Origin of the sequence: Streptomyces sp. RPA4-2, from assembly GCF_012273515.2 — a bacterium.
Taxonomy (GTDB): domain Bacteria; phylum Actinomycetota; class Actinomycetes; order Streptomycetales; family Streptomycetaceae; genus Streptomyces; species Streptomyces kaempferi.
Genome location: NZ_CP050975.2, coordinates 6229672 through 6252551 on the forward strand (window position 1 = coordinate 6229672; position 22880 = coordinate 6252551).

The window sequence follows — 22880 nt, forward strand, 5'->3', positions numbered from 1 at the left end:
TTACACGGCTGTGTGCAAATCGAGTGAGGAGAGGGCGGCCGTACCCATGCGTCTCGTCATCAACGAACCGGTCGAGCGGATGGACCGGCCCTACGCCCGGCGCTGGTGGGCGCTGCTGGTGCTCTGCCTGAGCCTGCTGATCATCGTGATGGCGAACACCGCCCTCACCGTGGCGGCCCCCGACATGACCCGGGACCTGGGCCTGTCCAGCGCCGACCTGCAGTGGGTCATCGACGGCTACACCGTCCCGTACGCCGCGCTGATGCTGCTGCTCGGCGCGATCGGCGACAAGTACAGCCGGCGCGGCGCGCTCGTGCTGGGGCTGGTGGTCTTCGGCGGCGGCGCGGTGGCGGGCTCGCTCGTGGACAGTTCCGCCGGGGTCATCGCGGCCCGCGCCGTGATGGGGGTCGGCGCCGCGCTGATCATGCCCGCGACGCTCTCCCTGCTCGCCGCTACCTTCCCGCGCGCGGAACGCGCGAAGGCGATCACCCTGTGGACCGCCACGGCCGGACTCGCCATCGCGGCGGGCCCCCTGGTCGCGGGCGCGCTGCTGCAGCACCACGGCTGGTCCTCCACCTTCCTGATCAACGTGCCGATCGCCGCGCTCGCGATCGTCGGCGCCCTCGTCCTCGTACCGCCCTCCAGGGCCGCCCACCGGCACCGCGTCGACCACGTCGGCGGCCTGCTGTCGGTCGTCTGGATCGGCTCCCTGGTCTACATGATCATCGAGGGGCCGCACTTCGGATGGGGCGTCCGGGCCGTCACGGCCGCGGTCGTCGCGGGGCTCGGACTGGTGGCCTTCGTGGTGTGGGAGCTGCGCCACCCGCGCCCGGTCGTCGACGTACGCCGGTTCGCCCAGCGCCGGTTCGCCGGCTCTAACCTCGCCGTCGCGCTCTTCTTCCTGGCCGTCTTCGGCGCCTTCTACTACCTCACCCAGCACCTGCAGTTCGTGCTCGGATACGACGCGCTCGACACCGGCGTGCGGATGCTGCCGCTCGCCGGGGCCGTCTTCGCCGGCTCGGCGCTCACCGGCTACCTCACCCCGCGCGTCGGCATGCGGATCACGGTGACCGCGGGAATGGTCGGCGGTACGGCGGCGCTCGCGCTGCTCACCCGGGTGGACGCGGCGTCGTCGTACGGCGACTTCGTCCTTCCGCTGGTCATCCTCGGTCTCGCCATCGGGCTCGCGCTCTCGCCCTGCACGGACGCCATCATGGGCGCGTTCCCCGAGTCCGAACTCGGTGTCGGCGGCGCGGTCAACGACACCTCGCTGGAGCTCGGCGGTTCGCTCGGCATCGCCCTCCTCGGCTCGGTGCTGGCGAGTTCGTACTCCTCGCACCTCTCGGACGCGACCAGGGGCGGCAAGCTCCCGGCGGACGCGCTGGCCACGGCCCAGGACTCGGTCGGCGCGGGATACGCGGTCGCCCAGGGGATCGGTGACAAGGCCCGGCAGCTCGGCGAGCAGGCCGCACGGGCCGGGCACGCCGGGAATACCGAGAAGGCCGCGCAACTGAAGGCGCAGTCCGACCAACTCGGGCACGGAGCACGGCAGATGGCGGACGCCGTCGGCTCGTCCTTCTCGGACGCGGTGGCGCACACCAGCCTGATCGGCGCGGTGATCCTGGGCGTGGGGACGGTGCTGGTGGCGGTGCTGCTGCCGTGGAAGGAGCGCGCGGCGGGGGTGCGGGTGGCTGAGGGGGCTGAGGTGGCCGAGGGGGACGCACGAGACACCGGTGACGCGAGTGCCGCCGGTGGCGCGGGGGCCGCCGAAGTGGAGACCGAGACTGAAGCCGAAGCCGAAGCCGAAGCCGAAGCCGAAGCCGAAGCCGAAGCCGAAGCGGAGGCCGAAGCGGAGGCCGAGTCCGAGGCCGAGGAGAGTGCCGTGACGCGCTGACCGTGTCCCGCGACGGTGTTCCCGGAACCGTGGGCCCCGGGCCTCCGTCTCGTAGAACATGCACTACCGTGCCGTGCCGGACCTACCGGCACGGCACGTGATGTTCTGCATGTTCTGCATGTTCTGCGGAGGGCACGGAGTATGAAGATCGACTGGGACCGGCGGACGTGCGCGCGTCGCGGCCACGCGACCTACGCGCCGGACGAACCGGGGCTGCGCGACCGTCTGCGCGCCGCGACCAGCCTCGGCGAGGCCTGGCGCTGTCTGCGCTGCGGCGACTTCGTGCTCGGCGAACCGCACGGCGCGGGGCCCGCGGAGGAGGCGCCGCTCGTGCCGCGCGGCAAGGTGCTGCGGGATCTGTTCATCCTGCGCTTCCTGGCGATCGAGCGGGCCGTGCGCGGGGTGTTCATCGTGCTGGTCGCGGCCGCGGTGTGGAGGTTCAGCAACAGTCAGGACTCCGTGCGCCGTCTCTTCGACGAGTACCTGAACGTCTTCCGGCCGGTCTTCAGGCACTTCCACTACGACCTCGACCACTCGCCGGTCGTCGGCACCATCCAGAAGTCCTTCGGCTACAAGCACTCCACGCTCGTCCTGGTGGCCGCGCTGCTGCTGGCGTACGCGCTGATCGAACTCGTCGAGGCGGGCGGCCTCTGGTACGCGAAGCGCTGGGCGGAGTACCTGACGGTGGTCGCCACCGCCGCCTTCCTTCCCCTGGAGATCTACGAGCTGACCGAGCACGTCAGCTGGCTGAAGATCGCCACCCTGGTCCTGAACATCCTCGCCGTCCTCTACATCGCCCTCGCCAAACGGCTCTTCGGGCTGCGCGGCGGACGCGCGGCGTTCGACGAGGAGCGGCAGAGCGCGTCGCTGCTGGAGGTCGAGGAGTCCGCGGGCGTGGCGGCGCACGCCTGACCACGCCGCCGCCACCGGCCTTGCCCTGACGCCGACGTCAAGGATTACGTTCGGGGTATGCGAATCGGCGAGCTGGCGACGAGGGCCGGGACCACCACGCGCACTCTGCGCTACTACGAGTCGCGGGGGCTGCTGCCCGCGCGGCGCACCGGTAACGGCTACCGCACCTACGACGAGGACGACCTGAAGCTGCTGCGGCAGATCAGGACGCTGCAGGACTTCGGGTTCGACCTGGAGGAGACGCGGCCGTTCGTGGAGTGCCTGCGGGCCGGGCATCCGGAGGGGGACTCGTGTCCCGCCTCGCTCGCGGTCTACCGCCGCAAGCTGGGTGAACTCGACGCGCTGATCGGTGAGTTGCGGGCGGTTCGGAGCGAGGTCGGCGCGCAGTTGGCGCGGGCCGAGCGGGCGCGCGACGAGCTGGCCGCCGACGCGGCGGTTCCGGGGGGTCCGGAGCCGGTGTGCGAACTGGGAGGGCGGACACGGTGATCGATCTGACGGGCGTGGTTTCGGTGACGGACGCGGACTTCGAGGCGGAGGTGATCGGTGCTGAGCTGCCCGTGCTGGTGGAGTTCACCGCCGACTGGTGTCCGCCGTGCCGGCAGATGGGGCCGGTGCTGAGTGCTCTCGCGGCCGAGGAGGAGGGGCGGCTCAAGGTCGTCCAGCTGGACGTCGACATGAATCCGGAGACGACCAACGCCTACCGGGTGCTGTCGATGCCCACGTTCATGGTGTTCCGCGGCGGTGAGCCGGTGAAGTCCATGGTGGGCGCCCGGCCCAGGCGGCGGTTGCTGGAGGAGCTGTCCGACGTGCTCTGAGCGGGCGCCTCGGCTGCGGCCGGCACAAAGAAAACCCCCGGGGAAATTGCACCCGGGGGTTTTCCTTGCGTATATTGAATGGTTCGCGACTTGAATTCATCAAGTCGTGGAGAAGTTCACTGGCCACAGTATATCCGGGCGGGAGTGGAATTGTCAAACAGGGGCTCAAACGCAGAATTTCCCGATGTTGAATTGCAGCAGGAGCAGGAATTCATCGATGGGCTGTACGCGCGCGTCGACGTGCTGCGGGGCGACACCGAGGCCTCCGTCGGCGACGCGCTCGCGCAGGGCAACACGCCCATGCAGGCCAGGCTCGAACGCGATGTGCTCGTCGCCGAGCGCTCGGGGCTGCTGGCCGCACTGAACGCCGTGGACGGCTCGCTCTGCTTCGGCCGGATCGACCTCACCTCCGGCGTCAGCCACCACATCGGCCGTATCGGTGTCCGCGCCGACGACACCGAGCACACACCCATCCTCATCGACTGGCGGGCCCCGGTCGCCCGCCCCTTCTACCTCGCCACCGGGCACACCCCGATGGACCTGCGCCGCCGCCGGCACATCAGTACCGAGGGCCGCCGGGTGACCGACGTGCACGACGAGATCCTCGACCTCGGCGACCACCGGCGCACCGGCCACGAGGACCCGACCGGCGACGCCGTCCTGCTCGCCGCGCTCAACTCGGCGCGCACCGGACGCATGAGCGACATCGTGCAGACCATCCAGGCCGAGCAGGACCGCATCATCCGCGCTCCGCACCGGGGCGTCCTGGTGGTGGAGGGCGGCCCCGGCACCGGCAAGACGGCCGTCGCGCTGCACCGGGCCGCGTTCCTGCTGTACGAGTACCGGGAGCTGCTGGCCAAGCGCGCCGTCCTGATCGTCGGCCCGAACCCGGCGTTCCTCGGCTACATCGGCGAGGTGCTGCCCTCGCTCGGCGAGACGGGCGTCCTGCTCGCGACCGTCGGCGAGCTGTTCCCCGGGGTGAAGGCCAAGGCCACCGACGTCCCGCGGGCCGCGGCGGTCAAGGGCCGCGCCGACATGGCCGAGGTGCTGGTCTCGGTGGTCCGCGACCGGCAGGCGCTGCCCGACCCGGTGATCGCGATCGAGCACGACCGCGACGTCCTGATGCTCGACGCCGGGCTCGTACAGGTCGCCCGCGAACGCACCCGCGAGGCCGGTCTGCCGCACAACGTGGCCCGCGAGTACTTCGAGGGCCACATCCTCAACACGCTCACCGACATGCTCGCCGAACGCATCGGCACCGACCCCTTCGACGGGTCCAACCTCCTCGACCCGAGCGACATCACCCAGATCCGTGACGACCTCGCCGAGAACCCCGAGGTCTGGTCGGCCATCGACCAGCTGTGGCCGCGGCTGACCCCGCAGCGGCTGGTCGCGGACTTCCTCGCCGAACCGGAGGGCTACGTCGGCGAGGAGGACGCCGAGGCGATCCGCCGTCCGGTCACCGGTGCGTGGACCGTGGCCGACGTCCCCCTCCTCGACGAGGCCGCCGAACTGCTGGGCGAGGACGACCGGGTCGCGCGGGCCCTGGCCGACCAGGAGCGCCGCGCGCAGGTCGCCTACGCGCAGGGCGTGCTCGACGTGTCCTACGCCTCCCGTACGTACGAGTTCGAGGACAAGGAGGAGGAGGACTCCGAGGTCCTGTCCGCCCACAACATCATCGACGCCGAGCGGATGGCCGAGCGGCACGAGGAGGAGGACCACCGCAGCGCCGCCGAGCGGGCGGCGGCCGACCGGACCTGGGCGTTCGGCCACATCATCGTCGACGAGGCGCAGGAGCTCTCGCCGATGGCCTGGCGGCTGCTGATGCGCCGCAGTCCCACCCGGTCGATGACGCTGGTCGGCGACCCGGCGCAGACCGCCGAGGCGGCCGGGGTCGGGTCGTGGGAGCGGATCCTCGCCCCCTACGTCGAGGACCGCTGGGAGCACACCCGGCTCGCCGTCAACTACCGCACCCCGTCCGAGATCATGGAGGTGGCGGCGGCGGTGGTCCGCGCGGAGCACCCCGGCTTCGAACCGCCGAGTTCGGTGCGGACGACGGGCGTACGTCCGTGGGCCCGCGCGACCGACGACCTGCCCGGCGCGGTGGCGAAGGCGGTGGCGGAACTGACCCCGGCGGAGGGCCGCCTCGCGGTCGTCGCCCCGCGGGACCTGCACCCGGAGCTGGCCGCCCGGCTGGACGGCGTGACGGCGGGCGGCGAGCCCGACCTGACCCGGACGGTGGTCCTGCTCGACCCCCGCCAGTCCAAGGGTCTGGAGTTCGACTCCGTGCTGGTGGTGGAGCCGGGACGGTACGGCACGAGCGACCTGTACGTGGCCCTGACCCGGGCCACGCAGCGGCTGGGCGTCCTGTACACCGGGGAGCTGCCGGAGGCGCTGGCCGGGGCGTTCGGGTAGGAGCGGGTGCGGGCATGACGACGCAACGGAGCCGTCACTGCGGGCGGCGCCGACAGCGGGGCGCGGAGCTCCGCCGTCGGCGCCGCGGAGGCCGCTGTCCCGCGAAGGCCGGGTCTCAGGCCGGCCGGAGCCAGACCGTCGACAGTGGGGGCAGTGTCAGGCGGATGCTGGCCGGGCGGCCGTGCCAGGCCTGGAGTTCCGGCTTGACGACGTCGGGGTTGGTGACGTCGCTTCCGCCGTACCGGGCGCTGTCGGTGTTGAGGGTCTCCTGCCAGGCGGGGACGGAGTCGGGGACGCCGAGGCGGTAGGCGTGGCGGACGACCGGGGAGAGGTTGGAGACCGCGAGCAGCGGGACGCCCTCGGCGTCGAGACGCAGGAACGCGAAGACGTTGTCCTCCGCCGCGTCGCCGACCACCCACTGGAAGCCGGACGGGTCGGTGTCCTGCTGCCAGAGCGCGGGCGTGTGGCGGTAGACGGTGTTGAGGTCGCGGACCAGGTCACGGACGCCCCGGTGGTCGGCCTCGGCGGGATAGGCGGGATCGAGGAGCCACCAGTCGGGTCCGTGGGTCTCGGACCATTCGGCGCCCTGGGCGAACTCCTGTCCCATGAAGAGGAGTTGTTTGCCGGGGTGGGCCCACATGTAGCCGAGGTAGGCGCGGGTGGTGGCGCGTTGCTGCCACCAGTCGCCCGGCATCTTGGAGACGAGTGACTTCTTGCCGTGGACGACCTCGTCGTGGGAGATGGGCAGGACGTAGTTCTCGCTGTAGGCGTAGACCATCGAGAACGTCATCTCGTGATGGTGGTATTTGCGGTGGACGGGCTCGTGCTGGACGTAGTCCAGTGAGTCGTGCATCCATCCCATGTTCCACTTCAGCCCGAATCCGAGTCCGCCGAAGCCGCCGGGGCCGGAGTGGTGGGTGGCGCGGGTGACGCCGTCCCAGGCGGTGGATTCCTCGGCGATGGTGACGACGCCGGGGTTGCGGCGGTAGACGGTGGCGTTCATCTCCTGGAGGAAGGCGACGGCGTCGAGGTTCTCCCGGCCGCCGTGTTCGTTGGGTGTCCACTGGCCGGGTTCGCGGGAGTAGTCGAGGTAGAGCATGGAGGCGACGGCGTCGACGCGGAGTCCGTCGATGTGGAATTCCTGGCACCAGTAGACGGCGTTGGCGACGAGGAAGTTGCGGACCTCGCGGCGTCCGAAGTCGAATTCGAGGGTGCCCCAGTCGGGGTGGGCGGCGCGTTGGGGGTCGGCGTGTTCGTAGAGGGGGCGTCCGTCGAATGCGGCGAGGCCCATTCGTCGCGGGGGGAAGTGGGCGGGGACCCAGTCCATGAGGACGCCGATGCTTAGAAGCTTGGTGGAGGGCGTCGACGAGGTGTTTGAAGTCGTCGGGGGTGCCGAGGCGGGCGGTGGGGGCGTAGAAGCCGGTGACCTGGTATCCCCAGGAGCCGCCGAAGGGGTGTTCGGCGACGGGCATGAGTTCGACGTGGGTGAAGCCGAGGTCGGAGACGTAGGCGGGGAGCTGCTGGGCCAATTGACGGTACGTCAGGCCGGGTCGCCAGGACGCCAGATGCACCTCGTAGACGGAGAACGGCGCCTCGTGGGCGGGGCGCTCGCCCCGGCCCGCCATCCACTCCTCGTCCTGCCAGGTGTGGTGCGAGGTGTGCACGATCGACGATGTGCGCGGCGGGACCTCGGTGCGGCGGGCCATCGGGTCGGCGCGCAGGGTGAGGGAGCCGTCGGGGCGGGTGATCTCGAACTTGTAGAGCTCGCCCTCGCCGATGCCGGGCACGAACAGCTCCCAGACGCCCGTGGAGCCGAGCGACCGCATCGGATACCCCGTGCCGTCCCAGAAGTTGAAGGTGCCCGCGAGCCGGACGCCGCGCGCGTTCGGCGCCCACACCGTGAAGCGGGTGCCGGCCACGCCCTGGTGCGTCATCGGCTCGGCGCCCAGGGCCTGCCAGAGCTGTTCGTGGCGGCCCTCGCCCAGCAGATGGAGGTCGAGCTCGCCGATCGCGGGCAGGAAACGGTACGCGTCCTCGGTGTCCTGGACCGTCCCCTCGTACGCCACGAGCAGCCGGTACGCGTCCGGGACCGCGCGCAGCGGCAGCAGGGCCGAGAAGAAGCCGTCCCCGTCGTCGTGAAGCTCGGCGCGCAGGTCGTCCGTCACGACGGTCACGCCCAGGGCGTACGGCCGGAAGGCCAGGAACGCCACTCCGCCCGGTACCGGATGGGCGCCCAGGACGCCGTGCGGATCATGGTGCGTACCGGAGAGCAGCCGCTCCCGGTCGTCCGGACCGAGACCGGCGAAGGCGGGCACGCTGTCGGTGAGGGCGGGCACGCTGTCGGCGGGAGTGCGAGAACTTCCGTGCGGGGACGGGGAGTTGTCCAGGCGGTCGGCGGTGCTGCCGATGGCGGCGGGAGAGTTGTCCGTGGGGGCCGCAGCGACGCCGGCCGGTGCGGGAGCCTTCTCGGAGGACTTCGCGCCCTTGCTCCCGGCGCCCTTGTTCCCGGTGGGCTTCTTGCCGGCGGACCTCTCGGGGGACTTGGCCGCCGGCTTCCCCTCGGCCGGCTTCCCGGCCGCCGTCTGCTGGGCCGCAGTCTTCTGGACCGCCGCCTTCTTGCCGGTGGTAGGCTTCTTGGCACCGTTCTTCTTCGGACTGTCGTCGGACGGGGGGCGGGGCGTCACGGGCAGGGCCTCCTCGGCGGGGTGAGCGGGAAACGTCAGGGGATGCGGCGAGCCACCGCCAGGGGCACCGGCAGCCAGTCGGGCCGGTGGCGGGCCTCGTACAGCACTTCGTACACGGCCCGGTCCGTCTCGTACGCGCGCAGCAGGACGGGATCGGTGCGCGGGTCGCGTCCGGCGACCTCCGCGTAACCCGCGCAGTAGGCGGCCCGGCAGGTGTCGGCCCACTCGGACACGGCAGGGGCGGGGGCCGGGGCGGGACCGGTGGTGGTCCGGGGATTCGAGCGGGCCGCGTAGTCGAAGGAGCGGAGCATCCCGGCCACGTCGCGCAGCGGCGGCTGCGGCATACGGCGCTCGGCCAGCGGCTTCGACGGCTCGCCCTCGAAGTCTATGAGCGACCACTCTCCGGTGGGCGAACGCAGGCACTGGCCGAGGTGCAGATCCCCGTGGACGCGCTGTGCGGTCCAGGTCTGTCCCTCGGCGGCCAGGTCCGCCAGCGCGTCGAAGGCGGTCCGCAGACCGGGCGCGTACGGGCGCAGCGCGGGCACCGCCTGGGCCGCCGCCGCCAGCCGCTCGGTCATGCCCTCGACCAGCAGCTCCATCTGCACGTGCCCCAGCGTGGTCGTGGGCAGTGCGCGGGCGAGCGCCGTGTGCACCTCGGCGGTGGCCCGGCCCAGTGCCCGCGCCTCGCCGCCGAAGTCCTCGCCCTTGGCCAGTCCGTGCAGGGCCAGTTCCCAGCCGTCCGTCGCGCCCCGGACGAAGGGCTGCAGCACACCGAGGACGTATGTCTCCCCGGCCGCCGGATTCTGGGCGTCCCTGATGTCCGCCGTCATCCACGCCGCGGGCGCCGGAACCCGCGGGCAGCCCTCCCGCGCGAGCATGCGCGGCAGCTCCAGGTCGGGGTTGACGCCCGGCACGATGCGCCGCAACAGCTTGAGGATGAACGTATCTCCATAGACGAGGGAGGAGTTGGACTGCTCGGACGTCACCAGCCGGGGCGCCAGTCCACCCCGGATCCGCTGACGGTGGTCGTGCTCGAAGCGCAGCTCGCCGATCCGGGCCCGGCTGCGCAGCGCTTCGAGGAGCACGTCGGCGGGGCGGGAGTCGTGCAGCGCCTCGTAGACGGTGCGCCCGGCCAGCGGCCCTTCCTCGACATGACCGATCAGCGCGGGCGCGAGCCGCGGCGGCAGTGCCTCGCGTACGCCGATCAACAACTGGTAGCAGTCGCCCTGTTGGGCGGTGGCCCCCTGCGCGGGGGTGGCCGGCTGGTGTGCCCGTACCAGGAGGTGGAGCAGGCCCAGCTGGCCGGACGTCGGCAGTAACTCGTTGGCCGTCACCAGGGAGAATCCGGTGACCGGACGTCCCTTGCCCGCGAACCAGCGCTGGCGTGGCAGCCACTCCCGCAGCAGCGGGTCGAGCGAAGCGAGCAGCTCGGGGCGTGCGACGGGTTCCGTGACAGGGTGCGTGGCGGCTTCCGACATGGCGTCGCGTCCTTTCCCCAGGGACCGGGGGACCGGAGACCCAAGGACCCAGGGACCCGGAGTCCGGGCGAGTCGGGGGTGTTACTGATGGGTGCCCAGGGCGGGACGGGGGAAACCGCCCCGCCCCGGTTCTACACGGCGTCCTTGCGGAGCCGGAACCAGTAGAAGCCGTGGCCTGCGAGGGTGAGCAGGTAGGGGAGTTCACCGATGGCGGGGAAGCGGACTCCGCCGATGAGTTCGACGGGGTGCCGGTCGTTGAAGGCGCGCAGGTCGAGTTCGGTGGGCTGGGCGAAGCGGGAGAAGTTGTGCACGCACAGCACCAGGTCGTCCCCTTCGTCCTCGGTCGAGGGGGCTTCGCGCAGGAAGGCGAGGACGGCGGGGTTGGAGGAGGGGAGTTCGGTGTAGGAGCCGAGGCCGAAGGCCTTGTTCTGTTTGCGGATCTCGATCATGCGGCGGGTCCAGTGCAGGAGCGACGAGGGTGAGGACATCGACGCTTCGACGTTGGTGACCTGGTAGCCGTAGACGGGGTCCATGATCGTGGGCAGGAAGAGGCGGCCGGGGTCGCTGGAGGAGAATCCGGCGTTGCGGTCGGGGGTCCACTGCATGGGGGTGCGGACGGCGTCGCGGTCGCCGAGCCAGATGTTGTCGCCCATGCCGATCTCGTCCCCGTAGTAGAGGATCGGGCTGCCCGGGAGGGACAGGAGCAGGGCGGTGAAGAGTTCGATCTGGTTGCGGTCGTTGTCGAGCAGGGGGGCCAGCCGACGGCGGATGCCGATGTTGGCGCGCATGCGCGGGTCCTTGGCGTACTCCGCGTACATGTAGTCGCGTTCCTCGTCGGTGACCATTTCGAGGGTGAGCTCGTCGTGGTTGCGCAGGAAGATGCCCCACTGGCAGTTGTTGGGGATCGCGGGGGTCTTGGCGAGGATCTCCGAGACGGGGTAGCGGGATTCGCGGCGGACGGCCATGAAGATGCGGGGCATGACGGGGAAGTGGAAGGCCATGTGGCACTCGTCGCCGCCGGAGGGGAAGTCGCCGAAGTAGTCGACGACGTCCTCGGGCCACTGGTTCGCCTCGGCCAGCAGCACCGTGTCCGGGTAGTGCGTGTCGATCTCCTTGCGCACCCGCTTCAGGAACTCGTGCGTTGGCGGAAGGTTCTCGCAGTTGGTTCCCTCGACCTGGTACAGGTACGGGACCGCGTCCAGCCGGAAGCCGTCGATCCCCAGGTCGAGCCAGAACCGCAGTGCGGAGACGATCTCCTCCTGGACGGCGGGGTTCTCGTAGTTGAGGTCGGGCTGGTGGGAGAAGAAGCGGTGCCAGTAGTACTGCTTGCGGACCGGGTCGAAGGTCCAGTTGGAGGCCTCGGTGTCGACGAAGATGATCCGGGCGTCCTGGTACTGCTTGTCGTCGTCGGCCCAGACGTAGTAGTCGCCGTAGGGTCCGTCGGGGTTGGCGCGGGACTCCTGGAACCACGGGTGCTGGTCGCTGGTGTGGTTCATGACGAAGTCGATGATGACGCGCATGCCGCGCTGGTGGGCGGCGTCGACGAACTCGACGAAGTCGGCGAGGTCGCCGAATTCGGGGAGTACGGCGGTGTAGTCGGAGACGTCGTAACCGCCGTCCCGCAGGGGGGACTTGAAGAACGGGGGCAGCCAGAGGCAGTCGACGCCGAGCCATTGGAGGTAGTCGAGTTTCGCGGTGAGGCCCTTGAGGTCACCGACGCCGTCGCCGTTGCTGTCCTGGAAGGAGCGGACCAGGACCTCGTAGAAGACGGCGCGTTTGAACCATTCGGGGTCGCGGTCCTTGGCCGGGGTGTCCTCGAAGGTGTCCGGTACGGGCTCGTTGACGATCATATGGTGGGTGACCCTCCGATGTGCGGTGAGGACGGTCGCAGGACGGTGAGAATGTGCGCGGGCCTGTGCCCAGGCTCCAGACGCACATAGTTGGCCCTGCCCCAGTGGTAGGTCTCGCCGGTGAGCTCGTCGCGCACCGGCACGGACTCGTGCCAGTCCAGGCCGAGTTGCGGCATGTCCAACGAGACCGTGGCCTCCTGGGTGTGGTGGGGGTCGAGGTTGACCACCACCACAACCGTGTTCGATCCGCGGGCGTCCGTGACGGACTTCGAGTAGGCGATCACCGCCTCCTTGTCCGTGGGGTGGAAGTGCAGGTCGCGCAGCTGCCGCAAGGCCGGGCTGCGCCGTCTGATCGCGTTGAGCGCACCCAGCAACGGCGCGATGCTACGTCCGTCACGCTCCGCCGACTCCCAGTCACGCGGACGCAGTTGGTACTTCTCGGAGTTCAGGTATTCTTCGCTCCCCTTCCGCAGCGGGGTGCTCTCGCACAGCTCGAAACCGCTGTAGACGCCCCAGGTCGGTGACAGCGTCGCGGCGAGCACCGCCCGCAGCTCGAAGGCCGGGCGCCCGCCGAGCTGGAGGAACTCGTGCAGGATGTCGGGGGTGTTGACGAAGAAGTTGGGCCGCATGGACGCGGCGGCCTCGCCCGACAGCTCGGTGAGGTAGTCGGTCAGCTCCTCCTTGGTGTTGCGCCAGGTGAAGTACGTGTACGACTGCTGGAAGCCGATCGCCCCGAGTGTGCGCATCATCGCGGGCCGGGTGAACGCCTCGGCCAGGAAGATCACGTCCGGGTCGGTCCGGTTGACGTCCGCGATGACCTGCTCCCAGAAGACCACCGGTTTGGTGTGCGGGTTGTCCACGCGGAAGATCCGGACACCGTGGTCCATCCAGTACCGCAGCACCCGCAGCGTCTCCCGGACCAGCCCCGGCATGTCCTCGTCGAAGGCGATCGGGTAGATGTCCTGGTACTTCTTCGGCGGGTTCTCCGCGTACGCGATCGTGCCGTCGGCGCGGTGGTGGAACCACTCCGGATGCTTCTCCACCCACGGGTGGTCGGGGGAGCACTGGAGCGCGAAGTCGAGGGCGATCTCCAGGCCCTCGCGCTCCGCCCGGCGTACGAACGCGTCGAAGTCGTCGATGGTGCCGAGATCCGGGTGGATCGCGTCGTGCCCGCCCTCCGGGGAGCCGATCGCCCACGGCACGCCCACGTCGGCCGGACCGGCGGAGAGGGTGTTGTCGGGGCCCTTGCGGTACGTGGTGCCGATGGGATGGATCGGCGGCAGATAGACGACGTCGAAGCCCATCCGCGCGATGGCGGGCAGGCGTTCGGCGGCGGTGCGGAACGTGCCGTGCACCAGCGGGTCCAGCCGGCCGCTCTCCGAACGCGGGAAGAACTCGTACCAGGAGCCGAACAGGGCCCGCTCGCGCTCCACGAGCAGGGGCAACGCCTCCGAGGACGTGACGAGTTCGCGCAGCGGATGGCGGGCGAGCAGCCGGTCCACCTCGGGGGTGCGGGCGGCGGCGAGACGGGCCGCGGCCGGCCGGCCGGCGTCGCGCAGCGCGTCCACGGCGGCGAGCACGACGTCCCTTCCGTCCCGGCCCACGGGCACACCGGCGGCCGCCCGTTCGTACAGCCGTGCGCCCTCCTCCAGGACCAGTTCCGTGTCGAGGCCGGCCGGGATCTTGATCCCCGCGTGGTGGCGCCAGGTGGAGACCGGATCGCTCCACGCCTCCACGGTGTACGTCCAGCGGCCCGTCCCGTCCGCGGCGACCGTGGCGCCCCAGCGGTCGGTGCCGGGGGCGAGTTCGCGCATCGGGGTCCAGGGGCCGCCGCGGCCCCGCGGGTCCGTCAGGACGACGTTCGCGGCGACCGCGTCGTGGCCCTCGCGGAAGACCGTGGCGGAGATCTCGAAGGCCTCGCCGACCACCGCCTTCGCCGGTCGGCGGCCCTGGAGGACGAGGGGACGTACGTCGAGGACGGGAATGCGTCCGACGCCACCGCGCGGGTCTGCGGAGGGTTTCTCCGGGACGCCGGGAGCGGCGTCGACCGCGGGTGGGGGGGAGGCGTCGGAGGTGGTCGTCGGGGGTGGCGACGTGTGGTGCGTGGCGGGCATGACCGCTCCTGTCCGCGTCAACGTGGGTGGGCGGATGAGGGTGTGGGGAGGTGGGGCCTGCGGGCTGTACCGCAGGAGCCTTCCCACCCTATTCGGGTGGGCAATCCGACGCTTTGTTAACTCCTTACGCGTATGTCTGCGTACAGGACCGGCCTCGTCCCGCGCGGACGGGGCCGGTTCCCGTCCCCCGGGCGGATCTCTAGGGGCCGCCGACGCGCAGCAGTTTGTCGGGCGAACCCGCCCCCGCGCGCGCGACCCTCCCGGACACCGCGCGCCGTACGAGTGCCCTGGCCACCTGGGCCGGTGTCGCCCGGCGGTGGCCGGCCAGATAGAGCGCCGCCGCGCCCGCGACGTGCGGACTCGCCATCGACGTACCGGAGAGGGTCGCGCTCGCGGTGTCGCTCCGGTACGACGCGGAGGTGATCGCCACGCCGGGTGCGAAGAGGTCCAGCGAGGCGCCGTAGTCGGAGAATCCCGCCCGGGTGTCGGTCCGGTCGACGGCGCCGACGGTGAGCGCCTGCGCGACGCGGGCGGGCGAGTACAGATTGGCCGGTTGTCCGCCATTGCCCGCCGCGACCGCGTAGGTCACGCCGGAGGCGATGGAGTTGCGTACGGCCGCGTCCAGTTGGGCGTTCGCCTTCCCGCCCAGGCTCAGATTGGCGACCGCGGGCCGGTGCGCGTGCCGCGTGACCCAGTCGATACCCGCGATGACCTGCGCGGTGGTGCCGGAGCCGTCGTCGCCGAGCACCCGCACGGAGACGATCCGGGCCTTCTTGGCGACGCCGTACGCCGTCCCGGCGACGGTGGCCGCGACATGGGTGCCGTGCCCGTTGCCGTCGCCCGCGGTCCGGTCGTTCCCGACGAAGTCCCAGCCGTACCGGGCCCGCCCCCCGAAGTCCCTGTGCGTGATCCGGACGCCGGTGTCGATGACGTACACCGTCACGCCCGCGCCGGCCGGCGCCGGCGCCGCGTAACTCCTGTCGAGCGGCAGACCGGGCTGGTCGATCCGGTCCAGGCCCCAGGACGGCGGGTTCTTCCCGGCCCGGTCGAGCCGCACCCGGGTGTCCTGGACGACCGAGGCGACGCGGGGGTCGGCCGCGAGCCGGCGGGCCTGCCGTTCACCGGCCCGTACGGCGTATCCGTTGAGCGCGGTGCCGTACGTATGGCTGATTCTGGCCCCGTACTTCCGGGCGATGCCCTTTCCTTCGGGGGACGGAGCCCGGATGCCCTCCCTCAGCGTCACGATGTAGCTTCCGCCGACGGAACCGGGGGCGCCGACGCCGGCCGGCCGGCCCTCCGATGCGGCGTGCGCGGGCGGCGTGACGGCCGAGAGCACCGCGGCCGTCACGACCGCGAGCAGGCCTCCCGCCCCGTGCGGACGCCACTGTCTCGTCCGTGCCATGACGTGATTTCCCCTCCTCGACTCGGCGTGCGCGGACCGGGCGGACCGGTGCGGACCGGTGCGGACCGGTGCCGACCCGGTCCGCCGCACGCCACCTGGCAGCCTCTCGTGCGGTGTGAAGTGCCACAAGGCCACCCATGAGTGCGGAATCGGCCATATCGGTCGTGGGGTGCGGGTGAAGATCGCGGAGAGTTCACGCCGAACCCGCCGTGATGGCCAGAGTCTTGTCAAGGGGACGTCCGGGGCCGGGCAGCCCCCGGCCTCCCGCACCGGAGTACCCCCCGTGCGCCGTAGTTACGGAGGCACTCTCGCCGCTAACGTCGTGGATGACGAAGGGCGCACAAGGACGTGCGTCCCTCAGCCGCGTACGTCCTGCCGCTTACGTCCTTCGTGAAGGTGGAACTCGTGAAGGCAATCCGCAGATTCACCGTCCGGCCCGTACTGCCCGAGACTCTCCACCCGCTCAGCGACCTGGCGCGCAATCTGCGCTGGTCCTGGCATGCCGAGACCCGTGACCTCTTCCAGTCCGTCGACCCCGAGCGCTGGGCCGCCTCGGACGGCGACCCCGTACGGCTGCTGGGCAGCGTGCCGCCCGGGCGGCTGGCGGAACTCGCGGAGGACCGCCGCTTCCTGCGCCGGCTCGCCGCCGTCGCCGACGACCTGCGCGACTACCTGACCGGCGAGCGCTGGTACCAGACCCAGTCGTCCGAACTCCCGGCGGCCATCGCCTACTTCTCACCCGAGTTCGGCATCACGGCCGCGCTCCCGCAGTACTCCGGGGGCCTCGGCATCCTCGCGGGCGACCACCTGAAGGCGGCCAGCGACCTCGGCGTACCCCTGATCGGGGTCGGACTCCTGTACCGGCACGGCTACTTCCGGCAGACCCTGTCCCGGGACGGCTGGCAGCAGGAGCACTATCCGCTCCTCGACCCGAACGAACTCCCGCTGGTACCGCTGCGCGAGATCGACGGCACCCCCGCCCAGGTGGCGCTGGCGCTCCCCGGCGGACGGGCCCTGCGGGCGCGTATCTGGCTGGCCCAGGTCGGCCGGGTGCCCCTGCTGATGCTGGACTCCGACGTGGAGGAGAACGACCTCGGCGAGCGCGGGGTCACCGACCGGCTGTACGGCGGCGGCAGCGAACACCGGCTCCTCCAGGAGATGCTGCTGGGCATAGGCGGGGTGCGCGCGGTACGGACGTACTGTCGCCTCACCGGCCACGCGCAGCCCGAGGTGTTCCACACCAACGAGGGGCACGCCGGCTTTCTCGGACTGGAGCGGATCGCCGAACTCGCCGAGACCGGACTCGACTTCGAGGCCTCGCTGGAGGCCGTGCGGGCCGGAACCGTCTTCACCACCCACACCCCCGTCCCGGCCGGGATCGACCGTTTCGACCGTGAACTGGTGGCCCACCACTTCGGTCCCGAGGCCGAACTCCCGGGCATCGACGTCGAGCGGATCCTCGGCCTCGGCATGGAGACCTATCCGGGTGGCGAGCCGAACCTCTTCAACATGGCGGTGATGGGCCTCAGGCTGGGACAGCGCGCGAACGGCGTCTCCCTGCTGCACGGACACGTCAGCCGGGAGATGTTCTCCGGTCTGTGGCCGGGATTCGACCCGGACGAGGTCCCGATCACCTCGGTGACCAACGGCGTGCACGCCCCGACCTGGGTGGCGCCGGAGGTCTTCAGGCTCGGCGCCCGCCAGATCGGCGCGCAGCGCACCGAGGACGCGCTCACGGTCGGCGGCTCGGACCGCTGGGACGCGGTGGCGGACATCGCCGACCAGGAGATCTGGGATCTGCGCCGGGTACTGCGGGAGCAGCTGGTGGTGGAGGTGCGCGAGCGGCTGCACGCCTCCTGGCGCCAGCGCGGCGCTGGGACCGCCGAACTCGGCTGGATCGACGGGGTGCTCGACCCCGACGTGCTGACCATCGGCTTCGCGCGCCGCGTCCCCTCGTACAAACGGCTGACGCTGATGCTGCGGGACCGGGACCGGCTGATGGACCTGCTGCTGCACAGCGAGCGGCCGGTCCAGATCGTGGTGGCGGGCAAGGCGCACCCCGCGGACGACGGCGGCAAGCGCCTGGTGCAGGAACTGGTCCGGTTCGCGGACGACCCGCGGGTACGCCACCGGATCGTGTTCCTGCCCGACTACGGCATGGCGATGGCGCAGAAGCTCTACCCGGGCTGCGACATCTGGCTCAACAACCCGCTGCGCCCGCTGGAGGCGTGCGGGACGAGCGGGATGAAGGCGGCGCTCAACGGCTGCCTCAACCTCTCGGTGCTGGACGGCTGGTGGGACGAGTGGTTCCGGCCGGACTTCGGCTGGGCCATCCCGACCGCGGACGGCACGGCGACCGACGACGACCGGCGCGACGACCTGGAGGCGGCGGCGCTGTACGACCTGCTGGAGCAGCGCGTCGCCCCCCGCTTCTACGAGCGGGGCCAGGGCGGTCTGCCGGACCGCTGGATCGAGATGGTCCGCCAGACGCTGACCCATCTCGGCCCGAAGGTCCTGGCGGGACGGATGGTGCGCGAGTACGTCGAGCGGCTGTACACCCCCGCGGCCCGCTCGCACCGCGCGCTCTCCCCGGACACGGCCCGCGAACTGGCGTCCTGGAAGTCCCGCGTCCGGGCCGCCTGGCCCCGGGTCACGGTCGACCACGTGGAGGCCTCCGCCGCCACGACCACGGCCGAACTCGGAACCACCCTCAACCTGCGCGTCCGGGTCGCGCTGGCCGACCTCGCCCCCGACGACGTCGAGGTGCAGGCCGTCTCCGGGCGCGTCGACTCGCAGGACCGCATCGCGGACGCGACCTGCGTCCCGCTGAAGCCGGCGGGCGGCCCCGACCCGGAGGGACGGTGGGTGTACGAGGGCCCGCTCTCGCTCGACCGCACGGGACCCTTCGGCTACACCGTCCGCATCCTGCCCACGCACCGGCTGCTCGCGTCGAGCGCCGAGGTGGGGGTCGTGGCGGTGCCCGCGGAGGGAGTGGGGGAGGCGGCCGGGGTCCTGATGCGCTGAGTCCGGGCGCACCGGGGCCCGGTGGCCCGCGCCGCCGTCAGACCGGGTCGAGGCCCGCGCACAGGCGGCGCAGGGCCAGACCGCAGCGGCGCGCGTACGCGTGCTGGAGGCCGCGGGCCGGGTTACCGCGTCCGGCCGAGACCGAGACTCGCGGCGGCACGTGCAGCCGGCCGTGCCGTACTCCGGTACCGCCCTGGGCCGTGTCCGAGAATGCGCGTCGGATCAGCGGGCGCCGCCCGCCCGACGGGAATGGTTCGGACTCGGCCTCGCGCCTAGCGGATCACTAGTTCACGTTGACCGCGGCCCAGGCCGCCGCCACCGTCGTGTACTCCGTGCTGCCGGAGCCGTACAGCGCGGACGCCGCGGAGAGCGTCGCGGTGCGGGCGGCCTTGTAGTTCGTCGTCGAGGTCATGTACGTCGTCAGCGCCTTGTACCAGATCTGCAGGGCCTTGGCGCGGCCGATGCCGGTGACCGTGGAGCCGTTCGACGTCGGCGAGTTGTACGAGACGCCGTTGATGGTCTTCGCGCCGCTGCCCTCCGCGAGGAGGTAGAAGAAGTGGTTCGCGACGCCGGACGAGTAGTGCACGTCCTTGTTGCCGACCGTGGAGGACCAGCTGTCCGCCGAGCCGCCGTCCTTGCTGGGCTTGTCCATGTAGCGCAGCGGGGTGCCGTCGCCGTTGATGTTGATCTTCTCGCCGATGAGGTAGTCACCGGGGTCGGAGGTGTTCGCCGCGTAGAACTCGACGCCGGTGCCGAAGATGTCGGAGGTCGCCTCGTTCAGGCCGCCGGACTCGCCGGTGTAGTTGAGGCCCGCGGTGTTGGAGGTGACACCGTGGCTCATCTCGTGGCCGGCCACGTCCAGCGAGGTCAGCGGGTGGGTGTTCCCGGAACCGTCGCCGTAGGTCATGCAGAAGCAGCTGTCGTCCCAGAACGCGTTGACGTAGGAACTGCCGTAGTGGACCCGGGAGTAGGCGCCCACGCCGTTGTTCTTGATGCCGCTGCGGCCGAAGGTGTTCTTGTAGAAGTCCCAGGTCTCCTGGGCCCCGTAGGCGGCGTCCGCGGCGGCCGTCTGGTCCGTGGTGGAGCTGGAGGCGGTGCCGGTGCCCCACACGTCGTCGGCGTCGGTGAACAGCGTGCCGGTGCCCGACGTGCCGTGCTTGAGGTTGTACGTCTTGTGGCCGCCGCGCGTGCCGTCCGTCAGGTTGTACGTCGAACCCGACTTGGTGGTGCTGAGCGTGACCGTGCCCGAGTAGAGGCTCTTGCCGGTGCCGGTCTCGATGCCCTGGTACTCGTAGAGCTTCTTGCCGGTGGCCGCGTCGGTGATGACGTGCAGCTCGTTCGGGGTGCCGTCGTCCTGGAGGCCACCGACGACGGTCTCGTAGGCGAGGGTGGGCTTGCCGGTGGCGGCCCAGATCACCTTGCGGGGGGCACGGTCGGCCGTGGTCTGCGCCGAGCCGGCCGACTTCGCGGCGGTCAGCGCCTGCTTCTCGGCCTTCGCGGTGGTGACCTGCGGCTTCAGCGAGGCGACCTTGATGGCCGCCTTCACGGCCCTGGTGACGCCCTCGGTCCGGCCGGCCTTGGACTCGTGGACGACCAGGTCGCCACCGAGGACCGGGAGGCCGTTGTACGTGCGCTCGTAGCGGGTGTGCACCGTGCCGTCCACGTCCTTGACGACGTCTCTGACGACCAGCTTCTCCTTGGCGCCGAGGCCTATCTGCTGGGCGGTCTCGGGCGCGGCCGCGTCGGCCTGCTTGATCAGGCTGGTGCGCGCGACGGCGGACAGCTGCGCCGTGGCGCCGGGGAGCTTCGCGCCGCCGGCCGCGGCGAGGGGCTCGGTCTGGGCCGAGGCACCGGTGGTCAGACCGGTGGTGAGCAGGGCTCCGGCGGCGACAGCGGTGGCGATGGCCAGAGTGGTGCGCTTGTGACGCGCGTAGAGGGGAGTCACGCAAGCTCCTTCTGTGGGGGCGTCCGGGCGCCGTGGGGTGGTCGTCCGGACGAAGTGAAGTTGCGGTGCGGGTGAGCCGTGCGGTGGAAGAGTGACATCCGGGGCGCGTACATGTCAGGAGTGCAAGCGCATGTTGGCCGAAAAGCGTCCGTTGGATGAAGATCGCTGTACGTAATACGGACCCGATCACGGGTAAAAGGCAGGGCAACGCAAACTCCGGGCGACGCAAAGAGGGCGCCGCCCCGGGGAGTTGAACCACCGGGGCGGCGCCCTGTCCTCGGCGCGCGTTCACCCGCGGTCTACGGGAAGGTCAGCTTCCAGCTGTTGATGTAGCCGGTGTCCTGCGCCGCCTGGTCCTGGACCTTCAACTTCCAGGTGCCGTTGGCGACTTCGGAGGAGGCGTTGACCGTGTAGGTCTCCTGGACGTTGTCCGCCGAGTCCGACGAGCTGAAGTTCTTCAGCCGGTACGTCGAGCCGTCGGGGGCCACCAGATCGATGACCAGGTCGCCGCGCCAGGTGTGCACGATGTCCACGTCGACCAGAAGGTTCGACGGGGCGTTGCCGGTGCGGCCGGTGACGGCGACCGAGGACGTGACCGCCGCTCCGTTGTCCGGAATTGATACGTCGGCCGTGTTCTCGAACGACGTACCCGTGCCGCCGCCACCGCCCGGACGCGAGCCGACCTTCACGGCCGCCCAGGCGTTCTGGACCGCCGTGTACTCGGCGCTGGTGGTGCCGTAGAGCTCACCCGCCGCCGCGAGCGTGCCGGTGCGGGCCGCCGCGTAGTTGGTGGTCGAGGTGAACTTGGTGGTGAGCGCCCGGTACCAGATCTGCAGGGCCTTGTCGCGGCCGATGCCGGTGACGGGGAGGCCGTCGGCGGTCGGCGAGTTGTAGCTGACGCCGTTGATGACCTTGGCGCCGCTGCCCTCGGACAGCAGGTAGAAGAAGTGGTTGGCGACGCCCGAGGAGTAGTGGACGTCCAGGCCGCCGACGCTGGAGGACCAGTTGTCCGCAGAACCCCCGTCCTTGCTGGGCTTGTCCATGTAGCGCAGCGGGGTGCCGTCGCCGTTGATGTCGATCTTCTCGCCGATGAGGTAGTCACCGGGGTCGGAGGTGTTGTTGGCGTAGAACTCGACGCCGGTGCCGAAGATGTCGGAGGTCGCCTCGTTCAGACCGCCGGACTCGCCGGTGTAGTTGAGGCCCGCGGTGTTGGAGGTGACACCGTGGCTCATCTCGTGGCCGGCCACGTCCAGCGCGGTCAGCGGGTCCGCGTTGCCGGAACCGTCGCCGTAGGTCATGCAGAAGCAGCTGTCGTCCCAGAACGCGTTGACGTACGCGTTGCCGTAGTGGACCCGGGAGTAGGCGCCCACGCCGTTGTTCTTGATGCCAGTGCGGTTGAACGTGTTCTTGTAGAAGTCCCAGGTCTCCGCGGCGCCGTAGTGCGCGTCGGCGCCGGCCGTCGCGGCGTTGGAGATGGTGCCGTTGCCCCAGGTGTCGCTGGTCTGCGAGAAGAGCGTGCCGGTGCCGGACGTCCCCCGGTTCAGGTTGTACGTCTTGTGGCCGCCGCGGGCGCCGTCGGTCAGCGTGTAGTTGGAGCCCGACTGCGTCGTCGTCAGGGTCACCTGACCGCTGTACTGCGTGTTGCCGACGCCGGTCTCGATGCCCTGGTACTCGTAGAGCTTCTTGCCGGTGGCCGCGTCGGTGATGACGTGCAGCTGGTTCGGGGTGCCGTCGTCCTGGAAGCCGCCGACGACCGTCTCGTAGGCCAGGGTGGGCCTGCCGTTCGCCGCCCAGATCACCTTGCGGGGCGCGCGGTCGGCGTCGGTCTTCTTCGACCCGTCGGCCTTGGCGGCGGAGAGGGCCTGGCGCTCCGCGGTGCCGGCCGCGACCGCGGGCGTGAGGGAGGCGACCTTGATCGCGGCCCCCGTCGCCTTGATGACCCGCTCCGTCCGGCCGGACTTGGCGGTGTCGACGACCAGGTCGCCGCCGAGGACCGGGAGTCCGCCGTAGGTGCGCTCGTAGCGGGTGTGCACCGTGCCGTCCGCGTCCTTGATGACGTCACGGGCGACCAGTGACTCCTTGGCGCCGAGGCCGAGGTCCTTGGCGGTGGTCACCTTGGCGGCGTCGGCGTCGCGTATCAGCTCGGCGCGCTGTGAGGGGGTGAGCCTCAGGGCGACGGCGCCGGGGTCGATCCTGCCCGGGACCGGTTTCTGGGGGGCGGCGCTCGCGGCGCCCGACTGGACCGCGGCGGCCAGCAGGGCGGAGACGCCGACGAGGGCGACGGCGGCGACACGACGACGGGCGGTGTGGGAGGTGCGTCTGTGCGAGGACATGCTGCTCAACACTG

12 protein-coding genes and 1 pseudogene are annotated in these 22880 nt (G+C 71.0%); 6 read left to right on the forward strand and 7 right to left on the reverse strand.

Translation table 11 applies throughout. The features are described 5' to 3' along the window. Positions 1 to 46 precede the first annotated feature (46 nt). The 5 genes from HEP85_RS27450 to HEP85_RS27470 all read left to right on the forward strand — a co-directional run bounded on the left by HEP85_RS27450 (position 47) and on the right by HEP85_RS27470 (position 6036). On the forward strand, positions 47 to 1894 hold the full coding sequence (locus tag HEP85_RS27450) for an MFS transporter (RefSeq protein ID WP_248002088.1): 1848 nt from the start codon (positions 47 to 49) through the stop codon (positions 1892 to 1894). 141 nt (positions 1895 to 2035) lie between these two features. Further along, entirely contained in the window at positions 2036 to 2806 is a 771-nt protein-coding gene (locus tag HEP85_RS27455) for a DUF2127 domain-containing protein (RefSeq protein ID WP_168530312.1), read from the forward strand. 57 nt (positions 2807 to 2863) lie between these two features. Next, the gene (locus HEP85_RS27460; RefSeq protein WP_168530313.1) at positions 2864 to 3292 is read left to right on the forward strand and encodes a MerR family transcriptional regulator; all 429 of its coding nucleotides are present in this window, start codon (positions 2864 to 2866) and stop codon (positions 3290 to 3292) included. After that, positions 3289 to 3621: a co-chaperone YbbN gene (locus HEP85_RS27465; protein WP_282189857.1), complete on the forward strand. Its 333-nt coding sequence runs from the start codon at positions 3289 to 3291 to the stop codon at positions 3619 to 3621. Before HEP85_RS27460 ends, HEP85_RS27465 begins: the two co-directional genes overlap by 4 nt. 192 nt (positions 3622 to 3813) lie before the next feature. After that, positions 3814 to 6036: an AAA family ATPase gene (locus HEP85_RS27470; protein WP_248002089.1), complete on the forward strand. Its 2223-nt coding sequence runs from the start codon at positions 3814 to 3816 to the stop codon at positions 6034 to 6036. 115 nt (positions 6037 to 6151) lie between these two features. Here HEP85_RS27470 and glgB read toward each other — a convergent pair. From glgB to HEP85_RS27495, 5 genes and pseudogenes are all read right to left on the reverse strand, one after another. Beyond that, positions 6152 to 8720: pseudogene (glgB, locus tag HEP85_RS27475) on the reverse strand (1,4-alpha-glucan branching enzyme). 35 nt (positions 8721 to 8755) lie between these two features. Continuing rightward, positions 8756 to 10198 carry a maltokinase gene (locus HEP85_RS27480; RefSeq protein WP_369657860.1) on the reverse strand — a complete coding sequence of 481 codons (1443 nt, stop codon included), beginning with the start codon at positions 10196 to 10198 and terminating at the stop codon, positions 8756 to 8758. A 131-nt stretch (positions 10199 to 10329) separates the two neighbouring features. After that, positions 10330 to 12048 (reverse strand): maltose alpha-D-glucosyltransferase, encoded by a 1719-nt coding sequence (treS, locus tag HEP85_RS27485; RefSeq protein WP_168530314.1) that lies wholly within the window; start codon positions 12046 to 12048, stop codon positions 10330 to 10332. After that, entirely contained in the window at positions 12045 to 14162 is a 2118-nt protein-coding gene (locus tag HEP85_RS27490; protein WP_369657861.1) for an alpha-1,4-glucan--maltose-1-phosphate maltosyltransferase, read from the reverse strand. Before HEP85_RS27490 ends, treS begins: the two co-directional genes overlap by 4 nt. 199 nt (positions 14163 to 14361) lie before the next feature. Further along, positions 14362 to 15564, reverse strand: a complete 1203-nt coding sequence (locus HEP85_RS27495) for a S8 family peptidase (protein ID WP_329527439.1) — start codon at positions 15562 to 15564, stop codon at positions 14362 to 14364. Between the two features lie 405 nt (positions 15565 to 15969). Here HEP85_RS27495 and HEP85_RS27500 point away from each other — a divergent pair, with 405 nt between their 5' ends. Then, a complete protein-coding gene (locus HEP85_RS27500) occupies positions 15970 to 18588 on the forward strand; it encodes a glycosyltransferase family 1 protein (RefSeq protein WP_168534073.1) in 2619 nt (872 codons plus the stop codon). Between the two features lie 283 nt (positions 18589 to 18871). On the opposite strand, the gene HEP85_RS27505 is transcribed toward HEP85_RS27500, so the two are convergent. Both HEP85_RS27505 and HEP85_RS27510 read right to left on the reverse strand, forming a co-directional pair. After that, on the reverse strand, positions 18872 to 20533 hold the full coding sequence (locus HEP85_RS27505) for a M4 family metallopeptidase (RefSeq protein WP_369657862.1): 1662 nt from the start codon (positions 20531 to 20533) through the stop codon (positions 18872 to 18874). A 299-nt stretch (positions 20534 to 20832) separates the two neighbouring features. Then, a complete protein-coding gene (locus HEP85_RS27510) occupies positions 20833 to 22866 on the reverse strand; it encodes a M4 family metallopeptidase (protein WP_168534075.1) in 2034 nt (677 codons plus the stop codon). Positions 22867 to 22880: the final 14 nt, after the last annotated feature.